The organism is Microcoleus sp. FACHB-68 (assembly GCF_014695715.1).
Lineage (GTDB): Bacteria > Cyanobacteriota > Cyanobacteriia > Cyanobacteriales > Oscillatoriaceae > FACHB-68.
Window position 1 is genome coordinate 421,637 of the sequence record NZ_JACJOT010000009.1, and the last position, 18,794, is coordinate 440,430.

General features: G+C 43.7%; 16 protein-coding genes. 7 read left to right on the forward strand and 9 right to left on the reverse strand.

All coding sequences use genetic code 11. The features are described from left to right. Nucleotides 1-133: 133 nt before the first annotated feature. Nucleotides 134-307: a hypothetical protein gene (locus H6F73_RS17110; protein WP_190759978.1), complete on the reverse strand. Its 174-nt coding sequence runs from the start codon at nucleotides 305-307 to the stop codon at nucleotides 134-136. Between the two features lie 518 nt (nucleotides 308-825). On the opposite strand from H6F73_RS17110, the gene H6F73_RS17115 reads away from it, so the two are divergent. From H6F73_RS17115 to H6F73_RS17130, 4 genes are read left to right on the forward strand one after another with little or no spacing between them, the layout of a single operon-like run. Beyond that, nucleotides 826-2,247, forward strand: a complete 1,422-nt coding sequence (locus tag H6F73_RS17115) for a sigma factor-like helix-turn-helix DNA-binding protein (protein WP_190759979.1) — start codon at nucleotides 826-828, stop codon at nucleotides 2,245-2,247. A gap of 18 nt (nucleotides 2,248-2,265) precedes the next feature. After that, nucleotides 2,266-3,717, forward strand: coding sequence for a DUF1822 family protein (locus tag H6F73_RS17120; RefSeq protein WP_190759980.1), 1,452 nt, complete (start codon nucleotides 2,266-2,268; stop codon nucleotides 3,715-3,717). A gap of 25 nt (nucleotides 3,718-3,742) precedes the next feature. Next, on the forward strand, nucleotides 3,743-6,025 hold the full coding sequence (locus tag H6F73_RS17125; RefSeq protein ID WP_190759981.1) for a CHASE2 domain-containing protein: 2,283 nt from the start codon (nucleotides 3,743-3,745) through the stop codon (nucleotides 6,023-6,025). A 22-nt stretch (nucleotides 6,026-6,047) separates the two neighbouring features. Next, nucleotides 6,048-6,800 carry a DUF928 domain-containing protein gene (locus tag H6F73_RS17130; protein WP_190759982.1) on the forward strand — a complete coding sequence of 251 codons (753 nt, stop codon included), beginning with the start codon at nucleotides 6,048-6,050 and terminating at the stop codon, nucleotides 6,798-6,800. Between the two features lie 147 nt (nucleotides 6,801-6,947). Here the strand turns inward: H6F73_RS17130 and H6F73_RS17135 are convergent, their stop codons facing one another. From H6F73_RS17135 to H6F73_RS17155, 5 genes are all read right to left on the reverse strand, one after another. Further along, the gene (locus H6F73_RS17135; protein ID WP_190759983.1) at nucleotides 6,948-8,684 is read right to left on the reverse strand and encodes an NAD+ synthase; all 1,737 of its coding nucleotides are present in this window, start codon (nucleotides 8,682-8,684) and stop codon (nucleotides 6,948-6,950) included. Nucleotides 8,685-8,757: 73 nt separating this feature from the next. Next, nucleotides 8,758-9,495: an NUDIX domain-containing protein gene (locus H6F73_RS17140; RefSeq protein WP_190760059.1), complete on the reverse strand. Its 738-nt coding sequence runs from the start codon at nucleotides 9,493-9,495 to the stop codon at nucleotides 8,758-8,760. A gap of 60 nt (nucleotides 9,496-9,555) precedes the next feature. Further along, nucleotides 9,556-10,152, reverse strand: coding sequence for a nicotinate-nucleotide adenylyltransferase (locus H6F73_RS17145; protein ID WP_190759984.1), 597 nt, complete (start codon nucleotides 10,150-10,152; stop codon nucleotides 9,556-9,558). Between the two features lie 180 nt (nucleotides 10,153-10,332). Continuing rightward, nucleotides 10,333-11,751 (reverse strand): nicotinate phosphoribosyltransferase, encoded by a 1,419-nt coding sequence (locus H6F73_RS17150; RefSeq protein ID WP_190759985.1) that lies wholly within the window; start codon nucleotides 11,749-11,751, stop codon nucleotides 10,333-10,335. Between the two features lie 379 nt (nucleotides 11,752-12,130). Next, the gene (locus H6F73_RS17155; RefSeq protein ID WP_190759986.1) at nucleotides 12,131-12,481 is read right to left on the reverse strand and encodes a DUF6717 family protein; all 351 of its coding nucleotides are present in this window, start codon (nucleotides 12,479-12,481) and stop codon (nucleotides 12,131-12,133) included. Nucleotides 12,482-12,607: 126 nt separating this feature from the next. On the opposite strand from H6F73_RS17155, the gene egtC reads away from it, so the two are divergent. The 3 genes from egtC (at nucleotide 12,608) to egtD (ending at nucleotide 15,905) form a co-directional block, all read left to right on the forward strand. Beyond that, nucleotides 12,608-13,399 carry an ergothioneine biosynthesis protein EgtC gene (egtC, locus tag H6F73_RS17160; RefSeq protein ID WP_190759987.1) on the forward strand — a complete coding sequence of 264 codons (792 nt, stop codon included), beginning with the start codon at nucleotides 12,608-12,610 and terminating at the stop codon, nucleotides 13,397-13,399. After that, nucleotides 13,374-14,669 (forward strand): ergothioneine biosynthesis protein EgtB, encoded by a 1,296-nt coding sequence (locus H6F73_RS17165; protein WP_190759988.1) that lies wholly within the window; start codon nucleotides 13,374-13,376, stop codon nucleotides 14,667-14,669. Before egtC ends, H6F73_RS17165 begins: the two co-directional genes overlap by 26 nt. A 195-nt stretch (nucleotides 14,670-14,864) precedes the next feature. Beyond that, a complete protein-coding gene (gene egtD / locus H6F73_RS17170) occupies nucleotides 14,865-15,905 on the forward strand; it encodes an L-histidine N(alpha)-methyltransferase (RefSeq protein ID WP_242072529.1) in 1,041 nt (346 codons plus the stop codon). Between the two features lie 203 nt (nucleotides 15,906-16,108). Here the strand turns inward: egtD and H6F73_RS17175 are convergent, their stop codons facing one another. The 3 genes from H6F73_RS17175 to H6F73_RS17180 all read right to left on the reverse strand — a co-directional run bounded on the left by H6F73_RS17175 (nucleotide 16,109) and on the right by H6F73_RS17180 (nucleotide 18,794). Beyond that, a complete protein-coding gene (locus H6F73_RS17175; protein WP_190759990.1) occupies nucleotides 16,109-16,582 on the reverse strand; it encodes a hypothetical protein in 474 nt (157 codons plus the stop codon). Nucleotides 16,583-16,800: 218 nt separating this feature from the next. Further along, the gene (locus H6F73_RS27060; RefSeq protein ID WP_277882622.1) at nucleotides 16,801-16,932 is read right to left on the reverse strand and encodes a hypothetical protein; all 132 of its coding nucleotides are present in this window, start codon (nucleotides 16,930-16,932) and stop codon (nucleotides 16,801-16,803) included. Nucleotides 16,933-16,934: 2 nt separating this feature from the next. Further along, nucleotides 16,935-18,794 carry a phospholipase D-like domain-containing protein gene (locus H6F73_RS17180; RefSeq protein ID WP_190759991.1) on the reverse strand — a complete coding sequence of 620 codons (1,860 nt, stop codon included), beginning with the start codon at nucleotides 18,792-18,794 and terminating at the stop codon, nucleotides 16,935-16,937.

Below are 18,794 nucleotides of genomic sequence, written 5' to 3' on the forward strand. Positions count from 1 at the left end.
TGTAGCCTAATAAACAAGGAGCGTGAAAAGCATGGGGTTTCCCTGCCTTCGCGCTCCTTTTGATGTTTTTTATTAATATTTTTAGCTGTTATTTTGAAGTAAAATCGGCACTCACATTGCTAATTTACTAGCTTTATTCGGATTTGATAGAAGCCGGAATTTCAGGGCTGGTAAATAGAAGAGGTATTAAGTGCTGAATGTCTTTTTTGACTGCTAGCAAGCGTTCTGTACCGTGGATGCCGGCGAACCCGATCACGGTAAGGTAAGGCTTTGTATCTTTGCCGGTGTTTACAAAAAAAATTTTCAAAAACAGAATACACCTGCATATTCGGTGCAACCCGCTCCCTAATAAATTGATATCAGGGAGTCAGTACCTTTAAAGGTGATTTATCAAGAGCGTATCCCGTTTTGTCCATTGTCCACAGCCTTAAAGCCTGGGGAAATGAAAACGAATCACCCGGATGTAGCCGGCTTTGTTTGTATAGCTGGCTTTCCTATCGCTGGGTATTTTTGCAAAAGTGAGATGCACCCTGTATCACATCTAGGGTCAGGAAAATATATACTTTCTTTATTGCTCTCGGAGACTCGGCTAAAATGTCCAATTTTTTGTACCAGGACAGCATCCCCAGATTGCCAGATCGTTTGGATAACCGCGACAAATTTTCTATGTATCTTATGCTTGATACTCGAAATTTCGGGCAGGTAATTCAGTGGAGATATAACCTTCCTTTGCAACGTAATTTTGCGTTATACGAAAAAAATCTCGATTCGTTTTCCCGGTTATGTCGTATACCAGATCAAGGCAAAAGCCTGGTGCAATTTTGGATGAATCTAGCACTTGAAACAACTTCAGACCGGCAGCAAGATTGGGAACCAGAAAATAGGAAGCAGCTAGCATTAGAACACTTAGCAAGTTACTTTGAAGCAAATTGCTATCATGCTGCTAGAACTATATATATAAACTCAATTGATCGTCCGTGGGACGAATTCCTTTGTCTTGCTAGAGTCAGTATTTATGACCTCAACAATCTTTTGAAAATTTTAGCCGGTTATGAAGCTTCTCAAGGAGCAAGTCTAGAAACTTATGTTCAGGAAGTTGTTATAAAAACTGTTAAATCTGCAACGGCTGTTAATAAATTTTCGCGGTGGCGCTTGCTTTGTAAGACAAGTGATAAAGAGTTAAAAGAAGCGCTGCAAACAGCGGGACAACGGGAACCAGATATTTCTAGGTGTTTGTTTGCACGGAAATACTTTAAACAAGTTTATTTAATGAACAAAGTTAAAAACCCCACTCGGAAAGCCGGCCAAAAATGGCCCGATCCAGATAGTGAAGATTTTCAGGCAGTTGCTCAGTGTTACAACGTGGAAAAGTCCCTTGCTGCGGCACCGCATGAAGTGTCTGCCGGCTCAAACATTAACAGAGAGCAAATTCAAGGTTGGATGGAATTTTGCATTTCCGCTTTACAAAATTATCCCAAATCAATTATACCGAGCTATTCTATTGAAGCACTTCAAGAAGTTGGACATGAAGTTACGTCTGAACAACCTCAGCCGGCTGTAAAAATAGAATGGCAAGACGTTGTAGAAACAGAAGATTCTGGAGAAAATTGGCAAAAGTTGGCAAGTAAAACTGATTTAGCATTACGCCGGCATCTGCAAACTTTAAAACCAGAACAACACAAAATTTTACTACTATATTATGGAGCTGGATTCACACAAAAACAAGTGACAGTTAGTTTGGGAATTACACAAGGCTCGATTTCTCGCCGACTTGACACCATCAAAATTAAATTACTGAAAGCTTTAGCGGAAATGGCGCAACCTAATCAATGGGTGGCACATTATGTAAGTGGCTGGTTAGAAAAAGATTATCAAACTCCTCACCACTCAGATTTGATTCAAGCCGCTTTAGTTAAAGCAATCAAAGAACTTGAACCTGTAGAACGAGAAGTTTTACAGCTTTGCTATGGACAACATTTAGATGAACAAAAAGTTGCGGCTCGACTTGGCATGAACCAGGCAGAAGTGACGGCTAAAATTCGGACTGCAAAGCATAAGCTACAAGATGATTTAATCAATCGGCTTAATACATGGATTAAAGAATATATAGAGCAATGGTTAACAAATCTATATCAATCTTTGCTTTATTCATCTAATAAGGTTTTAGATACAGCCCTGAAAAATCAAACAGAACCGGACAAGTTTGAAAATATCTTAAATGAATGTTTGCGAAGTTTTTTCAATTAAATTAGGGAAAGTCAAATCATGTTTAGTGGCAATCAATTACAGCGTTCTGAAACAAATTATTTGGATTTGCATATCTTGCCGGCAGAACAAGAAAACGCATGGCAGCAAGCTCAGTGCCATTCAAATCCAATCTCCCGTTATAACGCTTATCTCAATCGTCTTTGTGTGGTGACTTTCCTCAAATGGATGGAGGAATGGCTTACAGAAGAAAAATCTATCGCTACACCTTCATTATGGCCTAATGAGGAAAGTTTATCTGCAATTTGGGAAGTTGTCACCGGCACAGCAATTCAATTTGGTCAAACCAGACTGGTATTAATTCCAAGTGACAGTGCTGATACCAAAGAATTATGTGTGCCTCAAGAGTGGGTAGATAATCCCAAATGGGCTGCTGACTATTATATCGCAGTGCCGATAAATTTGGATGAAGATGAGGATGAGTGTTCGTTGCAAGTTTGCGGTTTCACCACGCATCGAAAATTAAAAAATGATGGCAAATATCACCACAAAGAACGCACTTATTCTTTGCCAATAGAAGCGTTAACCGAAAATTTATCTGTGATGCAGATTACGTTTGGATTATCTGTGCGAGAAGAAGTTACAGAATTGCCGATTTTATCTGAAGCAGAAGTCACAAAATTATTGCAAGTTTTAGGCGATTCTTCTCTCTATTCACCCCGGTTGCAAATTGATGTACCTTTTGAAAAATGGGCGGCATTGTTAGGAAATGATCAATGGAGACAGCAACTTTATAACCGAAGAATGGGCGATTTTGTTGAAGCACCTAGCACTCCATCCCCGAACAATTTAAGTCAATGGTTTCAGAGTATATTCAATGCCGGCTGGCAGGAAATGGAAGAAGTTTTAGATATATTAGGCACACACCCAGCCAATTTAGCGTATAGAAATGCTGGCGTTAGAAAGCCGGCTTCTAACCAACAGGAGGCAATTTCCACACTCATTGAACTTTTACAAAATAGCCGAGATCAAGGAACTCAATTGAAAATTGTTGATTTATTGGGTCACATTGCGCCTAATAACGAAGATGCGATCCAAGCATTAACTAATTTGCTGAATAACACTCAGAATGAGAGAACTCGCCGGGAAGCATCTCTCAGCTTGAGGAAAATCACTCGCAGCCATTCTCAAGCCGGCATTAGAAGGGCTAAGATTATCGACTTAGGAATGCAACTGAACGAGCATCAAGTTGTACTGGTGGTAACACTGATGCCAGAAGCTCAAGAAAAAACTAACATTCATTTGCGGGTGTATCCTGTTGCTCAGCAAACGTATTTGCCGCCTAACTTGCACCTAATTGTAGTGGATGAATCTGGAGAAACTGTACTTTCTGTTCAATCAAGAAATTCTGACAATGCCATTCAACTCGAATTTAAGGGAGATCCGGGAGATTTTTTCAGTGTAAAGCTGGCACTTGAGGATGCCAATGTTACGGAAAACTTTGTGATTTAATTCAAACAATAACTCCTGGGAAGCAATGACTAAGCTAGCAATTTTAGAAATTGGCGACGGCGACTTTGATAGAGGTTTTCTGGTAAGACTACGAATTGAGGATAATGGCACATCCCCTACCGTGATGGCTGGTAAACTGCCGCCGGCACCCCTGCTTCCTCAACAATATGAGAATTGGAAATCAAGCTATCGTGAAAGCGAGTTGGGTTCTTATCGAAAACTGGAACCCATCAAAGGGCAAACTACTCATATTTCAATTTCTGAATCAGCGTCAGAGTTATATTTGAGTCTCAATGAGTGGCTGAATTCTAGCTATTGGCAATTTCAACCGATTAGGGATAAATTGGTAGAAACCTTCAGCCAGAAAAAAGAAGAAACCAGGTTTATTATCCAAACAGATGAATTTCAACTTTGGCGACTGCCTTGGCATCTTTGGGATCTTTTAGATGGTCGTTATAACGTTGAACCGAGTTTAAGCCGGCTCACGATAGAAAAAAAAGAATTTGTGCCGAAATTTCTCAAATCTAAAGTCAAAATTTTAGTAATTTTGGGCGATAGCACAGATATCAATGTGGAAGCTGATTTAGAGTTGCTCAAAGATCGATTGCCGGATGCCTATATACAACCACTTATTGCAAGCCGGCGCGAACAGTTAAGTGATGAACTTTGGGAGCAAAGCTGGGATATTTTGTTCTTTGCCGGCCATAGTTCTAGCGAATCAGAAAATTACCAAGGAAAGTTGTATATTAATGAAACTGAAAGCATCACCATTGAAGATTTAAAGCATGGTCTAGAAAATGCCATTAAACAAGGTCTTTGTTTAGCGATTTTTAACTCTTGTGATGGGTTAGGGTTAGCCAGAGATTTGGCTTCTCTACAAATGCCGGCAATTATTGTCATGCGTGAAAGAGTGCCGGATGAAGCAGCGCAGAAGTTTTTACAATATTTTCTTAAGGCATTTGCAGAAGATCAAAAATCTTTACGCAGTTCCGTGCGAGAAGCAAGAAAAAGGTTGCTTGAAAGTCTTGATAATGAGTATCCCTGTGCGAGTTGGTTGCCCACACTTTTTGATAATCCGGCTGAAGAACCGCCCACTTGGATAGGCTTGCGAAAGCGTAATGAAGAAGCTAAAAAACGGCAGAAACTTTGGCAGGTATTGGCGATAAGCTTAATGATAACAACCCTATTAATGGGATTAAGAACATTTGGTATTTTTCAAACATCAGAACTGCAAACCTATGATCGATTCATGCAGTTGCGCCCCTCTGAGCCGGCTGATTCTCGTCTTCTAATCGTTGCAGCAGATCGCGATGATCTTGAGAATGATGAAGGTTATCTCCTGCCAGATGCTAAAATTGCGAAACTAATAGAGAAACTCGCTCAGTATCAACCGGCAGTCATTGGCTTAAATATCTATCGTGATCGACCTCAGCAGCCCGGAAATGAAGCCTTATCAGCTCAATTAAAAAATAACAAGCATCTAATTACTATCTGTAACTTTACTGTTAATACAAAAGGAATTGAACCCCCGCCAGCAAGCCCGCTTGAACAAGTCGGCTTTGATAATTTACCCAAAGATTCAAACTCAATTTACCGCCGATATTTATTATTTCGCACTCTCAATCCTACTTCTACTTTTGATGCTTGCAATACCCACTATTCTTTTAGTTTTCAAATTGCCTATAGATATCTGCATAAACAAGGAATTCAATGCAATTACAATATTAGGAATGATTTGTATTTCCGCAATACCGTTTTTGAAAGATTAAAACGCCATAGTGGCGCTTATCAAAATTTTGATGACAAGGGCAGCCAAATTCTAATTAATTATCGCGCTACGTCTGACATTGCCCGAAAGCTGACAGTCCGAGACATTCTAAATAGTCAATTTGAGCCAAACTGGATTCAAGGAAAAATTGTTCTAATTGGTGGAGATGATATTTTTCAAAACTATGAATTTAACACACCCATTGGCCCACTGAAAGGGTTATTTGTTCAGGCACACGTAATCAGTCAAATGATTAGTGCCGTATTAGATACGCGTCCTCTGATATGGTGGTTGCCTTTGTGGGGCGAGGGGATTTTGATTTGGTTTTGGTCATTCTTTGGTGGAATAATTGTTTGGTATTTGCAAAAATCACCCTTGCGGCTGTTCCTGGCAACGGCGCTTGCCTTAACTATTTTATCGCTGCTCTGTTTGGGTTTCTTTTTACAAGGCGCTTGGCTGCCGCTTGTCCCTTCAGCATTCGCCTTAATGACCACCGGCACAGTTGTGGCAGTCGCCAGTAAATTTCAAACGCGATCCTAAAAATAAACAGTTCTATACTTCTATGAAACCACTTTTCTCGTCCATAAAACTTGCAGTTTTTATTACTTTGGGAATGATTGCCGGCTTCACACACAACGCCTTAGCAATTCCAACGCAGTCAATCATTAAAATTAGCCAAGCCCCACCGCCAGTGCCCCCTGTAGGCACACCGGACGGCCCTCAAAAAGGCAGTGGAACTCGTCCACCTGATTCTAAATGTCCGGCTGTCAGTAATGCTCCGGTTTCCTTTTTCAGTACCAAGGCAGAAACAATTGCCGAATCTCCTACCTTTTTGTTTTATATTCCCTATGCATCCAAAGATATCGCCTTTGTAAGTTTTGTAATTTTGGATGATCAAGATAAGGTTATTCAAAATTCAGAGAAGATACAAATACCAGAAACACCAGGGTTTATTAACTTGCATCTTCCTCCTGGCTTTCAACCTCTGGAAATTGGCAAGCTTTATCGCTGGTATCTCTCAATTCATTGTGATCCGCAAAAGCTAGAAGATGGTATTTTCTTTGAGGGAGCAATTCACAGAATTTCACCCAGTTCCGAGTTCATTGAGCAGTTACAAGAAGCCTCACCTAAAGAGCGTATTATTCGTTACCGACAAGCCGGCTATTGGTATAAAGCCCTTAGCCTTCTAACTGAACTTCGCAGCAAAAATCCCAATGATCCTGAGCTTAAAGCTATCTGGAATGAATTACTAACTTCACCTGACTACAGTGAAATAGTTGATGAACCGATTAATCCATCCATTAACCTTGATTAATCTCCACCATATTTAGGAAAAATTGCTGGAATTGTTTGTCTTTTCAAACCCTGAAAATTAAATTAATTCAGGTACAAAAAAATAAGCCGGCATCATTAACCGGCTTTACTTTTATTCCTAAAAACCTCACTTAGCTGATGTAAATTCTCAAGAAGAAACCGATGCTGGTTTATGCAACTGCGCTGTCAAAGCACTGCGCTTGCTGGCAATTGGCATCCGCCAACCCGTACCAAAAGCGCGATCTGTCACTTTTAATCCCGGAGGCGCTTGCCGGCGCTTAAATTCCGCAATATTTACCAGCTTCACTACTCGCTCAACGACAGCGCTTTCGTGTCCCGCCGCAACAATATCAGCCGGAGATTCATGATTGTGGATAAATCGATGCAAAATATCATCTAAAGTATCATAATCTGGCAATGAATCTTGATCGACTTGACCAGGTTTTAGTTCAGCGCTGGGTGGCTTCACAATCACATTTTCTGGAATAATTTCCTTGGTTCCACCGTTCCCCACCTCCTCAGCTTTCCAGCTATTATTAAGCCACCGGCAGATAGAATAAACCCGCGTTTTTGGCACGTCGGCAATTGCAGCCAATCCGCCATTCATATCACCGTAAAGGGTGCAGTAACCTACTGCCATTTCTGATTTGTTGCCGGTGGAAATCAGTAAATGACCGAATTTGTTAGAAATTGCCATTAATAAGTTTCCACGAATTCGAGATTGCAAGTTTTCTTCTGCAATACCAAAAGCAGTGCCGGCAAACACATCAGCCAGTGTTTTATCGTAATCTTTCATTAACTCACCGATAGCCAAAGTGTGAGTCTGAATTCCCAAATTTTCTGCTAATTTCAGCGCATCTGTTACAGAATGAGCTGAACTGTAAGGAGATGGCATGAGAATGCCGAGGACGTTTTCTTTCCCTAAAGCTTCCACCGCAATTGCTGCTACCAAAGATGAATCAATTCCGCCACTTAAGCCAATGACAACCTTAGAAAAACCACATTTACGCGCATAATCTCGCACGCCTAAAACTAATGCAGAAAAGATTTCTGCGTCTTCATTTTCTGGTGGCTGCACGATGGATGCCGGCAAAATATCGTGCTGGGTTTCATCAAATTCTATTTGCACGAAATCCACCACAAACGCGCCGGCACGACACACGACTTCACCGGCACGGTTAAACGCCACACTGCCACCATCAAAAATTAAGTCGTCATTTCCCCCAACTTGATTCGTATAAATGATTGGTTGCTTGAAGCGTGTCGCTGTATGCCGCAACATTGACTCTCGCAATTTGTGCTTTCCTACACTGTAAGGCGAAGCCGATAAGTTAATGAGCAAATCGACACCAAGTTGAGCTAAGTCAGCAATTGGATTCGTGGCATAAGTACGCTTTCCCCAAAATTCCTCGTCATTCCACAAATCCTCGCAAATTGTGACTCCAATGCGGACATCATCTAGGGTAAAAAAGTTGCTTTCACCAGCCGGCTCAAAATAGCGATACTCATCAAAAACATCATAAGTAGGCAACAAACGCTTGTGAAACATCTGCCGCACACTGCCTTTTTCTAGCAAAGCAATGCTATTAAATAAAGGCTTGCCGCCAGTAAGACTCACTCGCGGATTCGGATCGACTGTTCCTACCAATACTGCAATAGATGCCGGCAGATCTTGCGCTAACTGCTGCAAAACGACTGACATCTCCTCAACGAAACTCGGCGCTAACAGTAAATCTCGTGGGGGATAACCGCATAAAGATAACTCTGGCGTTAGCAATAAACGAACATTATTTTCAGCAGCCTTTCTCGCAGCACTCAAAATCTGCTGAGCGTTGCCGGTTAAATCACCGACTGTGGGATTGAGTTGGGCAATTGCAATCTTCATGTTGTTCCTCACAAATGTTTTTTAACGTCAAATATTTATGAATTCATTCACATTTTAGCTGCAAAGTTTACGTTTAAATAAAAACCAATGGCTTATCTTTTAATCGTGCAAATGCTTCCGCATCAAATCGGTATAAAGTGGCCGGACGACCGGCACCGCGTGAAACCTTAACTTTCGTATCATATAAAAACCCCAACTTCAGCAGACGCGTGCGGAAATTAGAGTAATCTGAGAAATTTTCTCCCAAAACTGTTGTGTAAAGTTGATAAAGGTCACTTAAAGTAAATACTTCGGGCAACACTTCAAAAGCAACGGGACTATATTCCAATTTATTTCGCAGCCGGCGGTAGCCATACTGCAAAATTTGATTGTGATCAAAGGCAAGTTGCGGCACACGATCAAGCGGATACCAAGCAATACCGGCAACCCCATTCGCAATTAATTCGGCTTCCTCAAACCGCACTAGCGCAAAGTAACTAACCGCAAGGTAGCGCACACCAAAACTATTTGGAGATTCTCTGGGATCGCGCCCCGGCCCCCCGAAGGTGTATAACTGCTCTAAATACAAATTTTGTACCCGAATTTTCTCAGCCAAAATTCGGTAAGCAGCATCTTCAAGAGATTCTCCTTGACGAACAAGTGTTCCTGGCAGACTCCACTGACCAAAAAACGGTTCGTCTTGCCGCATAACTAACAACACTAGCAGCCGGTTTTGTGCCGTATCAACCGAGAAAATAACATTATCGACCCCAACTTTGAAGTCTGCTAGTGAACTTTGTGTTCGCCCTTGTTTTTCCACCGGCACTGCCATGTTTGTTAGGGGAATGTCACATTCAAAATGTTTCAAATGCCTTACTTACCCTGAATATTACTAATGTTTTAAATTCGACCTAAGCGCATCTTTGCATACATACAAATGCTCTTGATGGATATAAGCCTCAACCGGCGGCGTTAATGCCTCCGTCTCCCCTCTCTCACGATATGCAGTAGAAGAGACAGCCGGCGCAGTTAAATCCGCAATTGCCACTTGTGCGCCCATCTGTTTCAGCGGTTCTAAATCCCCCTCTTCTAACGTATAAGACGATCTCGGCACTACCAATAATTTAACTTGTTGCAACAACTCATCAACACAATACCAGCGAGGCAACTGACTCACCAAATCCGAACCAATTACCAAAGTAAAATCCGCATTTTGCCATAAAGAGCGAGCGCGTTCTACTGTTGTGAGAGTCCTCGGACTACTCAGTTCTGGATGAACAGCAATATTATGCCGGCGCGGCGAAATATCCTCAATCAATAACCGCAGCATTCTCTCTCGATGTTCCAGCGGAGTTTGATGAGATTTAAACGGATTATCAGACGCCCAAACTGCCACCTCATCAAACTGTTGAGACAGCCAACCGAGAATCTTTTGGTGACCAATTGTTGGCGGATCAGCACTTGTCCCAAATAAAGCAATCTTAACCATTTGAAATTCAAGTTAAAACAACAAAGATTCAATCAGCAGAACTCTCGATTAACCCATCCTCCCCATCATTACCACCCTGGCAAAACTAGATAAATCATCTGTATTAATCTGTGTTTATCTGTGTGCATCTGTGGTTTAATATCTTCAAAAGTCCCTCCTATCAGAGCCAATACAAAACAACTACGAATTTCTCGTTTGTTGCGTAAGCATTTGCAACTCGGCAGAAAGTTCCACCGGCACCCCAACCGCATCATGTAACCGGCGTGCCTCAGACGGCAAACTCGCAACCGAAGCAGCCGTGCGCTGAGCGATCGCTTCCAGCGGTTCTGCCGGCAGCAAGCGTTTACCCTGCTTCATAACCAGTTGCAACAATTCAATTTTGGATTGCAATTCTTTTCCAGTTTCCCCCTCCGTCACCAATCCCAAAATATCTTCTTGAACTTGCCCCCCTTCCAGCCGGCGAAAAATCTGCTTGCGCCCCGGATAAGTCCCCTTATCGGGAGATTTTTTCATCACCGGCACCCCATCAATTTCCACCAATTTGTAAACCCCATTCACCGGCGTTCCCGTCACCAGTCGCGTTCCCAACCCATAACCGTCAATAGTCGCGCCGGCAGCTTGCAACCGCCCAATTTCCCACTCATCCAAATCCCCGCTAGCAAAAATAGGAACCCCCGGCAAGATCGCCCGAACCTCCTGAGATAACTTAACTAAATCCCCAGAATCCAGCCGCACCCCGCGCAACTCCATTTCTCCCGTTTGCAGCCGGTGGGCTAATTCCTGCGCCGCCGCAATCGTATCGTAAGTATCTATCAATAGCGGCGCACCGGGGAAATAGTGGTGAAACGCTGTAAACGCCTGCCCCTCACTGCCAGAGGTTGCCGATAGCGCCATTACCAGTGCGTGTGCCATCGTGCCGGTGGGTTTGCGCCCCAATTTCAACGCCGCCAAAACATTAGAAGTGGCATCCAAACCCGCCGCCAGTGCCGCCCGTGCCGCCCACAGAGACGCCTGGGGGCCAAAAGCTCGTCGCGTCCCAAATTCCATCAGCGTCGCTTGAGGGCCGGCTACATCCCGCAGACGGGCTGCCCGTGTTGCGATCAAGGTTTGGTAATTTAAGGTGTTCAGCAGATAAGTTTCCACCAGTTGCGCCTGCCACAGGGGTGCTTCCACACGTAAAAGCGGTTCATAGGGAAAAATCGCCGTTCCCTCCTGCACCGCCCAAACATCGCCGGTGAAACGTCCCTCCTCCAGCAAAGACCAAAATCTATCTGGGGCATCTGTAAAAATTCCCGTTGCCTGCAACGCGGCAATTTGCTCTGGCGTAAAGTGAAATTGCTCCAGGTAGTCCAACGCCTGCGCTAGTCCCATCGCAATTAAATAGCCATAGCCTGCCGGCAACTTGCGGGCAAACAGTTCAAAACTGGCTTGCCGCTGATCTAAACCTTCGCCGGTGTAGCAAGCCGCCATCGTCAGCTGGTATAGATCAGTAAGAAGGCTGTAATCTTCAGGATAGATTGTCAGTTCTGGGTTGTCTCTCTTCACCTGTTGCTGAAGATTCTCCGCGTGCGAACTGTTCCAGTCAGTAGCAATACTCATATAACCAGCTCCCTCAGGAGGTCTGTCTTTTTAATTATAGTACAAATTACCAAAACTGCATCAGGAATATTTTAAAAATAATCAGATTTTTTCAGTAAAATCAGCTCTTTTGGGGATTTAACGCCCTCAAAATGACAATTTATCTCAATTATTTTGGTAAGTTTTATTAAAATTAGGATTAGCCTGAACGATTTGCGCCCACCGGCAGCTTAACTTTTTCCCATACAGCGATGCTGACCTTGCTTAGCAAATAGGTGGGTAGATTATAACCGGCAACTGACAGAGCAAACCGTTCACCCGGATCATTTACCCTAATCCAGGCAAATTCTCAAGCTTTTGCGAACAACTGCTCAACAATTGTCAATTTTCCCGTCAAGAATTAACGAGAAAGTTTTTCAGCCTTGCAATAAATTTTCTGTGGCGCTTGATTAAAATACTTAAACAAAGCTGGACACAACCATCCTTCTAAATTTTGTGCCCGCCAGCGATACCAATTGCCCCCATACTCGTCTCTCAGCCAAATCATTTCTATCTGATAGCCTGGGAAAGGAGTTTGAGAGAACAACAGCTTAAACCCCTGATTTGCATCAGGAATATCTTGAACCAGCTTGTTAATCATCTCAGGAATCCCGCTAACAAAAGGCTCGCGGACAAGCCCCACTCGCTCATCATCAAACACCCAAGTCCCCTGATATAAATAGGGGAAAATTACCAGAATTGCATTTGACATTACCCTTACCCCTCAGTCCGGCACCGGCATTTAGCTCGATATTGACTTCTATAGTGGCAGAGTCAATGATTGCGCTTCTACAATATTAAGTATTGTTAAACACTTCGGAGCGCTCGCGGTTTACTCATGTGCCGTATCCTTGGCTATTTTGGCCCGCCCATTCTACTAGACTATGTCCTGAGCAAACCCGAACACTCGCTGATTGTTCAAAGCTACCAACCCCGTGAAATGACCTCTGGAGTCGTTAGTGCAGACGGCTTTGGCGTTGGTTGGCATCACGCGCAACGGGACACTGATGCTTTTGTGTACAAAAACACCCTGCCAATTTGGGGTGATCTTAACCTCGAAAACCTCAGTCGCTATATTGAGTCAGGATGTATCCTCGCTAATGTTCGCAGCGCGACAGGGGGGCAATCGGTGGATTTAAGCAATTGCCAGCCTTTTCGGAATCAGCGAATCTTATTCACGCACAACGGTTTCATTAAAAACTTTCGCAAGACGCTTTACCGGCCCATTCGAGAGCGTCTTAATGATACCGCTTACCAAGCGATTGACGGCACCACTGATTCGGAACATATTTTCGCCCTATTCAATACTCAATTAAGTGCCGATCCCGATCTTTCCTTAAAAGATGCCTTGCAAACGACATTAAGCACGGTGTCTGATTTGGCAACATCCCATGAAACGGATGCCTCACTCAATATCATCGTCAGCGACAAACACCAAATGGTTGCCAGCCGGTTTTCCACAAAATCACCGGCACCTTCCCTTTACTGGTTGCGGGACGATCCAACTTTCCCAGATGCTGTAATTATTGCCTCTGAACCTATGTTTGCCGGCGGCAACTGGAACCGATTTCCAGAAAATAGCATTTTGACTGTGGGAGAGAACCTTGATATCAACATCGATCAACTGTAGAGACACCATCCGCAACGCCTTGCAACAGTGTCGCACCGGCACTCTGCAACTTTTTGAAGGAATGGATGACGCCACCTTCCGCCGGCAAGCGCATCCTGAGTTCAGTCCCGTTGGCTGGCACTTAGGACATATTGCCTATACGGAAGCCTTGTGGTTGCTACAGCGCAGCGCCGGCTTACCCCCGGCGTTTCCTGAATATCACCAGTTATTTGCCGCAGATGGCTTACCCAAAGCCAAACGGGTGCAACTGCCAAACCTGCCAGAAGTGCGTCACTACCTTGATGCTGTTCGAGAAAAAGTCCTCACCTACCTCGAAACCGCACCCCTGGAGAAACAAGAACGTCTTTGGCGCTTCATGATCCAGCACGAAAGTCAACACTGTGAAACGATTGCCTTTGTGTTGCAGCTAGCAGCCGCAAGCGCCGGCAGAGAATTACAAAAATCCCCGAATCCCCGTATCCCAGCTAAAATTCTCCATCCCCCTTCACAGATGATTCAAATTCCCGCCGGCGAATTTGAACAGGGGAACGATTCAGCCGACGCGATGGATAATGAAAAACCCCTTCACCGGCGCTATCTTGAAACTTACTGGATTGATCGCTATCCCGTCACTTGCCGGCAATACTGGCAATTTATGGCAGCCGATGGTTATTATAATCCTGAATTTTGGTCAAATGCCGGCTGGCAATGGTTGCAAGCAAATCCCGTTACACAGCCGCTTTACTGGCTAGACGATCCTAGTTATGACAATCACCCCGTCTGTGGCGTGAGTTGGTACGAAGCGGAAGCGTATGCAAAATTTGCCGGCAAACGACTACCCACAGAAGCGGAATGGGAAAAAGCAGCCGGTTGGGATGGGGAAACAATAAGCCGACGCACCTATCCTTGGGGAGAAACAGAACCCAATGCCAGCCGGTGTAATCATCAGCTAGTTAAAGATACAACCCAAGAAGATGCCCCTATTCAAAATCGCACAATGCCGGTGGATGCTTACCCAGCCGGCGTCAGCGCCTATGGCTGCTACGATATGCTGGGCAACGTTTGGGAGTGGACAGCAACGTGGTTCGATGGGTATGAGGGGTTTAAATTATATCCCTATGCCGGTTATTCCCAAGCTTACTTTGACGGTGAGCATCGGGTGCTGAAAGGGGGCAGTTGGGCAACGCGTCCCTGGGCGATGCGATGTAGCTTTCGCAATTGGTATTATCCCGGCGTGCGTCAAATCTTAGCCGGTTTTCGCTGTGCCAGTAGCGTGAATTTGCCCACTTAAAGCAGTTATGCCGGTACAGCATCAACCCCTGAACTTCAGGCAGATTTAGCCAAAGTCAGGTGCGTGCGACAATAGCTTACGGGTGGCTGCCTGGAAAATCGCACTCAGGTGTGAGGGTGAGCGGAAAGGCTGGATGTGTCACCCGTTGGTGCTTCTGAGATATAAAGCGTGATGAAATTTTCAAGACAGTCTGACATGGCGAATGCCCTTTCCAGCGCAACCAGCCATCCATTTACCCTGGAAGATCGATTGCATCTAGAGCGATTAATTAGCCCGATCCAAGCTTCAGCAGAAGAACAAACAGGCGGCAGTGATGTGATCAGCGGTTTAACGCAAATTCCCAAATCACTGCCGCCACGCTATTTTTATGATGACCGGGGATCTGAGTTATTTGAACAAATTTGCGATCTGCCAGAATATTACTTAACGCGAACTGAGGCGGCGATTCTGCGTCGGTGTGCCGGCTCAATTGCTCAATTAACAGACGCGTGCGAAATCGTGGAACTCGGCAGCGGCAGTTCGACAAAAACCCGCATCCTGTTAGATGCCTATAACCAGCAAGGTTATCCGCTGCGCTATTTACCGATTGATGTCAGTGGCGGCATCTTGGAAAGCAGTGCCCGCGATTTATTGAAAGATTATCCTTCGCTGCAAGTTCACGGATTGGTTGCAACCTATGAGCAGGCATTGCAAAAGCTGACACCGGCACGTTTGCCAAACCGGATGATTTCTTTCCTTGGCAGCTCACTCGGTAATTTGAATTCCTGTGAATGTGATGTCTTTTTCTCTCAAATTACCGGCGCATTGCAAGCCGGAGAATATTTTCTTTTGGGGATTGATTTACACAAATCAAAAGAAGTTTTGGAGCCGGCTTATAGCGATTCTCAAGGGGTCACGGCTGAGTTTAATTTGAATATGCTGCGCCATTTAAACCGGCGGTTTAAGGGAAATTTCGATGTCGCACAATTTGAACATTGGGCTTTTTATAATGAAGACCAACATCAAATAGAAATGCACTTGCGAAGTTTACGCGAGCAACGTGTTTATTTACGCGCCCTTGATTTAACCGTAGAATTTGCAGCCGGCGAGACAATTTTGACAGAAATTTCTCGGAAGTTTGACTTAGACGTGATGCAGCAGTATCTCAAAGCCAGAGGATTAGAGCCGGTGCAAGTTTGGACTGACTCGAATCAATGGTTTGGTTTATTACTGTGTCAATTACAGCCGGCACTCTAAAGAAAGCATCCCATTTTTGTAAACTTGTCGTGCCGGCATCTTGCTCGCTTGCCTTAATCGTAGGGAGCAAGATGCTGCGACTCTAAATATTTTGGCAAATCTGAGATGCACCCGCTCTAAACTCCTGACATCTTTTCCTTGGGGCATCTCACGATTTGCGAATCCTAGGGAGCGTGACTCACGCCCCTACTGCAATCCCTTAATTACTGCTGTTGATTTCTTTCTGGGCGCGATTGACGGTACTGCTCCATCTGCTGAAGCTGTTCAGGAGTCAGAATTGCTTTCATCTTCTCTTGCGAGGCGCGACGCACTTCCTGAATTTGCGCTTGTTGTTCTGCGGTGAGATTCAGCGAAGACAAAACCTGACGCATATTTTCCCGATTTCCTTTAGCCGCTTCTAGACGAGCTTTTTGCTCATCTGTCAGAATGTTGTTCATCTGCTCCCGCTCGGCTTGCTTGATGAGCTTCATCTGTTCCTTTTGTTCTTCCGTCAAGTTCAGCCTGTTCTTGCCTTCTCGCCGCTGCTGTTGTGCCGGCGCATCCGGTGCATTCGATTGAGCAAAGGCTGCCGGAATCACACTAGCAGATAGCGTCAGAGAAGCCGCAGCCATCAACAGAGGCAAAAATTTAACTGTGGAAACCCGGTTTTTTAAGGTCAGAGTGAAATTAGATTTCATAGAAGTCCTCAGAGATTGAACGAACAAACGATTCGGGTGTTTGTTATTCACATCTTAGTCATCGCCGGCTCTCTCTGGCATGGGTCAAACTTCCTAATTTGATGTAGTACCAAAGTCCTAATTGATTTAGGATTTCGGTTAGAAGGTGCCTTTTTTAAAGCAGAACCCTAAAATTTTGGCAACTTCTGTTCTGGGTGAAATACATTTAAACTGAATAATTATTGCAAAGCTCGTTCCTGCTCTCCTTCGTCGCGGAGAGCTAAAATTATTTGACGTTGCTTAATCAGGGTATGAAAAAAATAAGTTGAAAATCCCGAAGCTTTGTGGATAATGGTTTCTATGACTTGCATATTTAGCCTTTCATACCGTCGCTCAACGCCGAAAATACTGCCCAAAGCTTAGCCGGCACTTCTCCACCTTCAATTAAAATACCAATTTCCTTCAGTCGCTTAGCTTTATTAAAAGGATCGCCCGACAAAAAGTTATAGCTACTAATTATCGCACTTTCATCCACGATAAAAACTTTAGAGTGGCAACCCTGTTTATACTCCAAAACCCCTTTAATTTGTGCCACCTGTTGTGGAAAATCTGTTTCTTTTTGTCCTAACCTTTCTTTATCACCATATAATACAATTAAAGACTCTAGATTGTTTGAACGCTTCTGCAAGGGATTTATTAACCTAAATCCAGCTACTTGTTCATCAGGATCGATTTGATGGGAAACCACAAGACACCGTTTTTGAGCCTTTTGAAGGTATTGTCGCATTAGTGCCGCATGTTCGCGAGCGTGTACTATACGAACAGTTGAGGTTGGCAACTCATCAGCTTTTTGCATCTCCTTTGTTTTATATAAGTCTATTTGCTCTTGCAAATCTGCTGCTATTTGTTGCCAACGACCAGGAGAATTTGATGACAAACTGTTTTGTTCAGTATCCCATAATCCAGCAACTGAACGGCATAAATCAGCTACTAATCCAGGGTGACGCAAGCGGATAGTAACATCACTACCATTAAAGTCACTAGGGCTTCCTTCTACTTTCGTTGGTTTAGATAGCCAGTTGTAAGAGCCTACATAAGCTTGGTATCCTTCCTCAGTGTCATAAATTAGCAGCTTGGCATGGGAGTTTGTAGGTATTTCGTTAAAGTGCAAATTCCCCCTTTTTAATTTTTTCGCTTGTTTTTGGAGTCCTTCAAGCCACTCTTTTGTTCGTTTTTCTGAATTATTATCGTCTTTATAACCCCATAGTAAGCTTACATTCACACCCCGTTCTAAAGCTTTAATTACCCAATCTTTTACATCTGATAAATTATCTATTTTGAGAAAAGCTGAGGTAATTATTATATCTGTTTTTGCTTCTTCAGTTAAAGCTTTTCCCAATTGTTGAACATGAGTGGTGTGGGTCAGCAGCAGGTCATTTAAATCTATTTTGGTTGAATAACTACCAGCAAACTCTTCTGATGTCTGCCTTGTGCGATCTGTGCGATCAATTGATCGCACTTTTACATAGCTTGCTTTGGCTCGTTCTGGATACTTTTGAGCAAACTTTTCAGCTTCCTCTAGTAAAAGCTGTTTTAAACTGCCCTCCCAACAATCGGGCAACCCAATCACCCGTTGTTGTTCTATGTCTGCGTTCATAGCTAACCAATAATAATTCTGAGAAACTAGCGCTGGAGGAGCTATGAAACGGATACGTTCCCCACTTTTTCTGCGAAGAAGGTGCTGTACCTGTTCTATACCTAAGCTCTTATCTATTATCTTGTTCGGTAGTTTGCACGCAATATCGCAAACAGTTTTTTCGCCGATTTTATCGTCTTTAAGCTGAGTAGTGTTCTGATAGATAATTTCATTAGGTGAAACAAGTTCACCCGTAAAACGTTCCATGATAATAAAAGCCATTTCCGAACGAATGCTAGTTCCTGGTGGTAGCTGCTGATCTGGTGTACCAAGGACAGCAGTTCCCTGGCGAGTAAGGATAAAACTGCCTTCTTTATCGTGACTAATAGCAATCCATCCAGCTTGAGCAAGTGTAACGATAACTTCCACAAGAAGTCGATTGGGGAGGCAAAAGATGTCCTGTAAATCTTGAATTGTTTTTGCTTTTTCTTCTTTAAAAGCACGAAGTACCAACTGGTCTAATTTGGAATATGGTCTACCTTCTGCTAACTCATATTTGACTTGATACCGATTCAATGGGAGGAGCATCGTTACCAT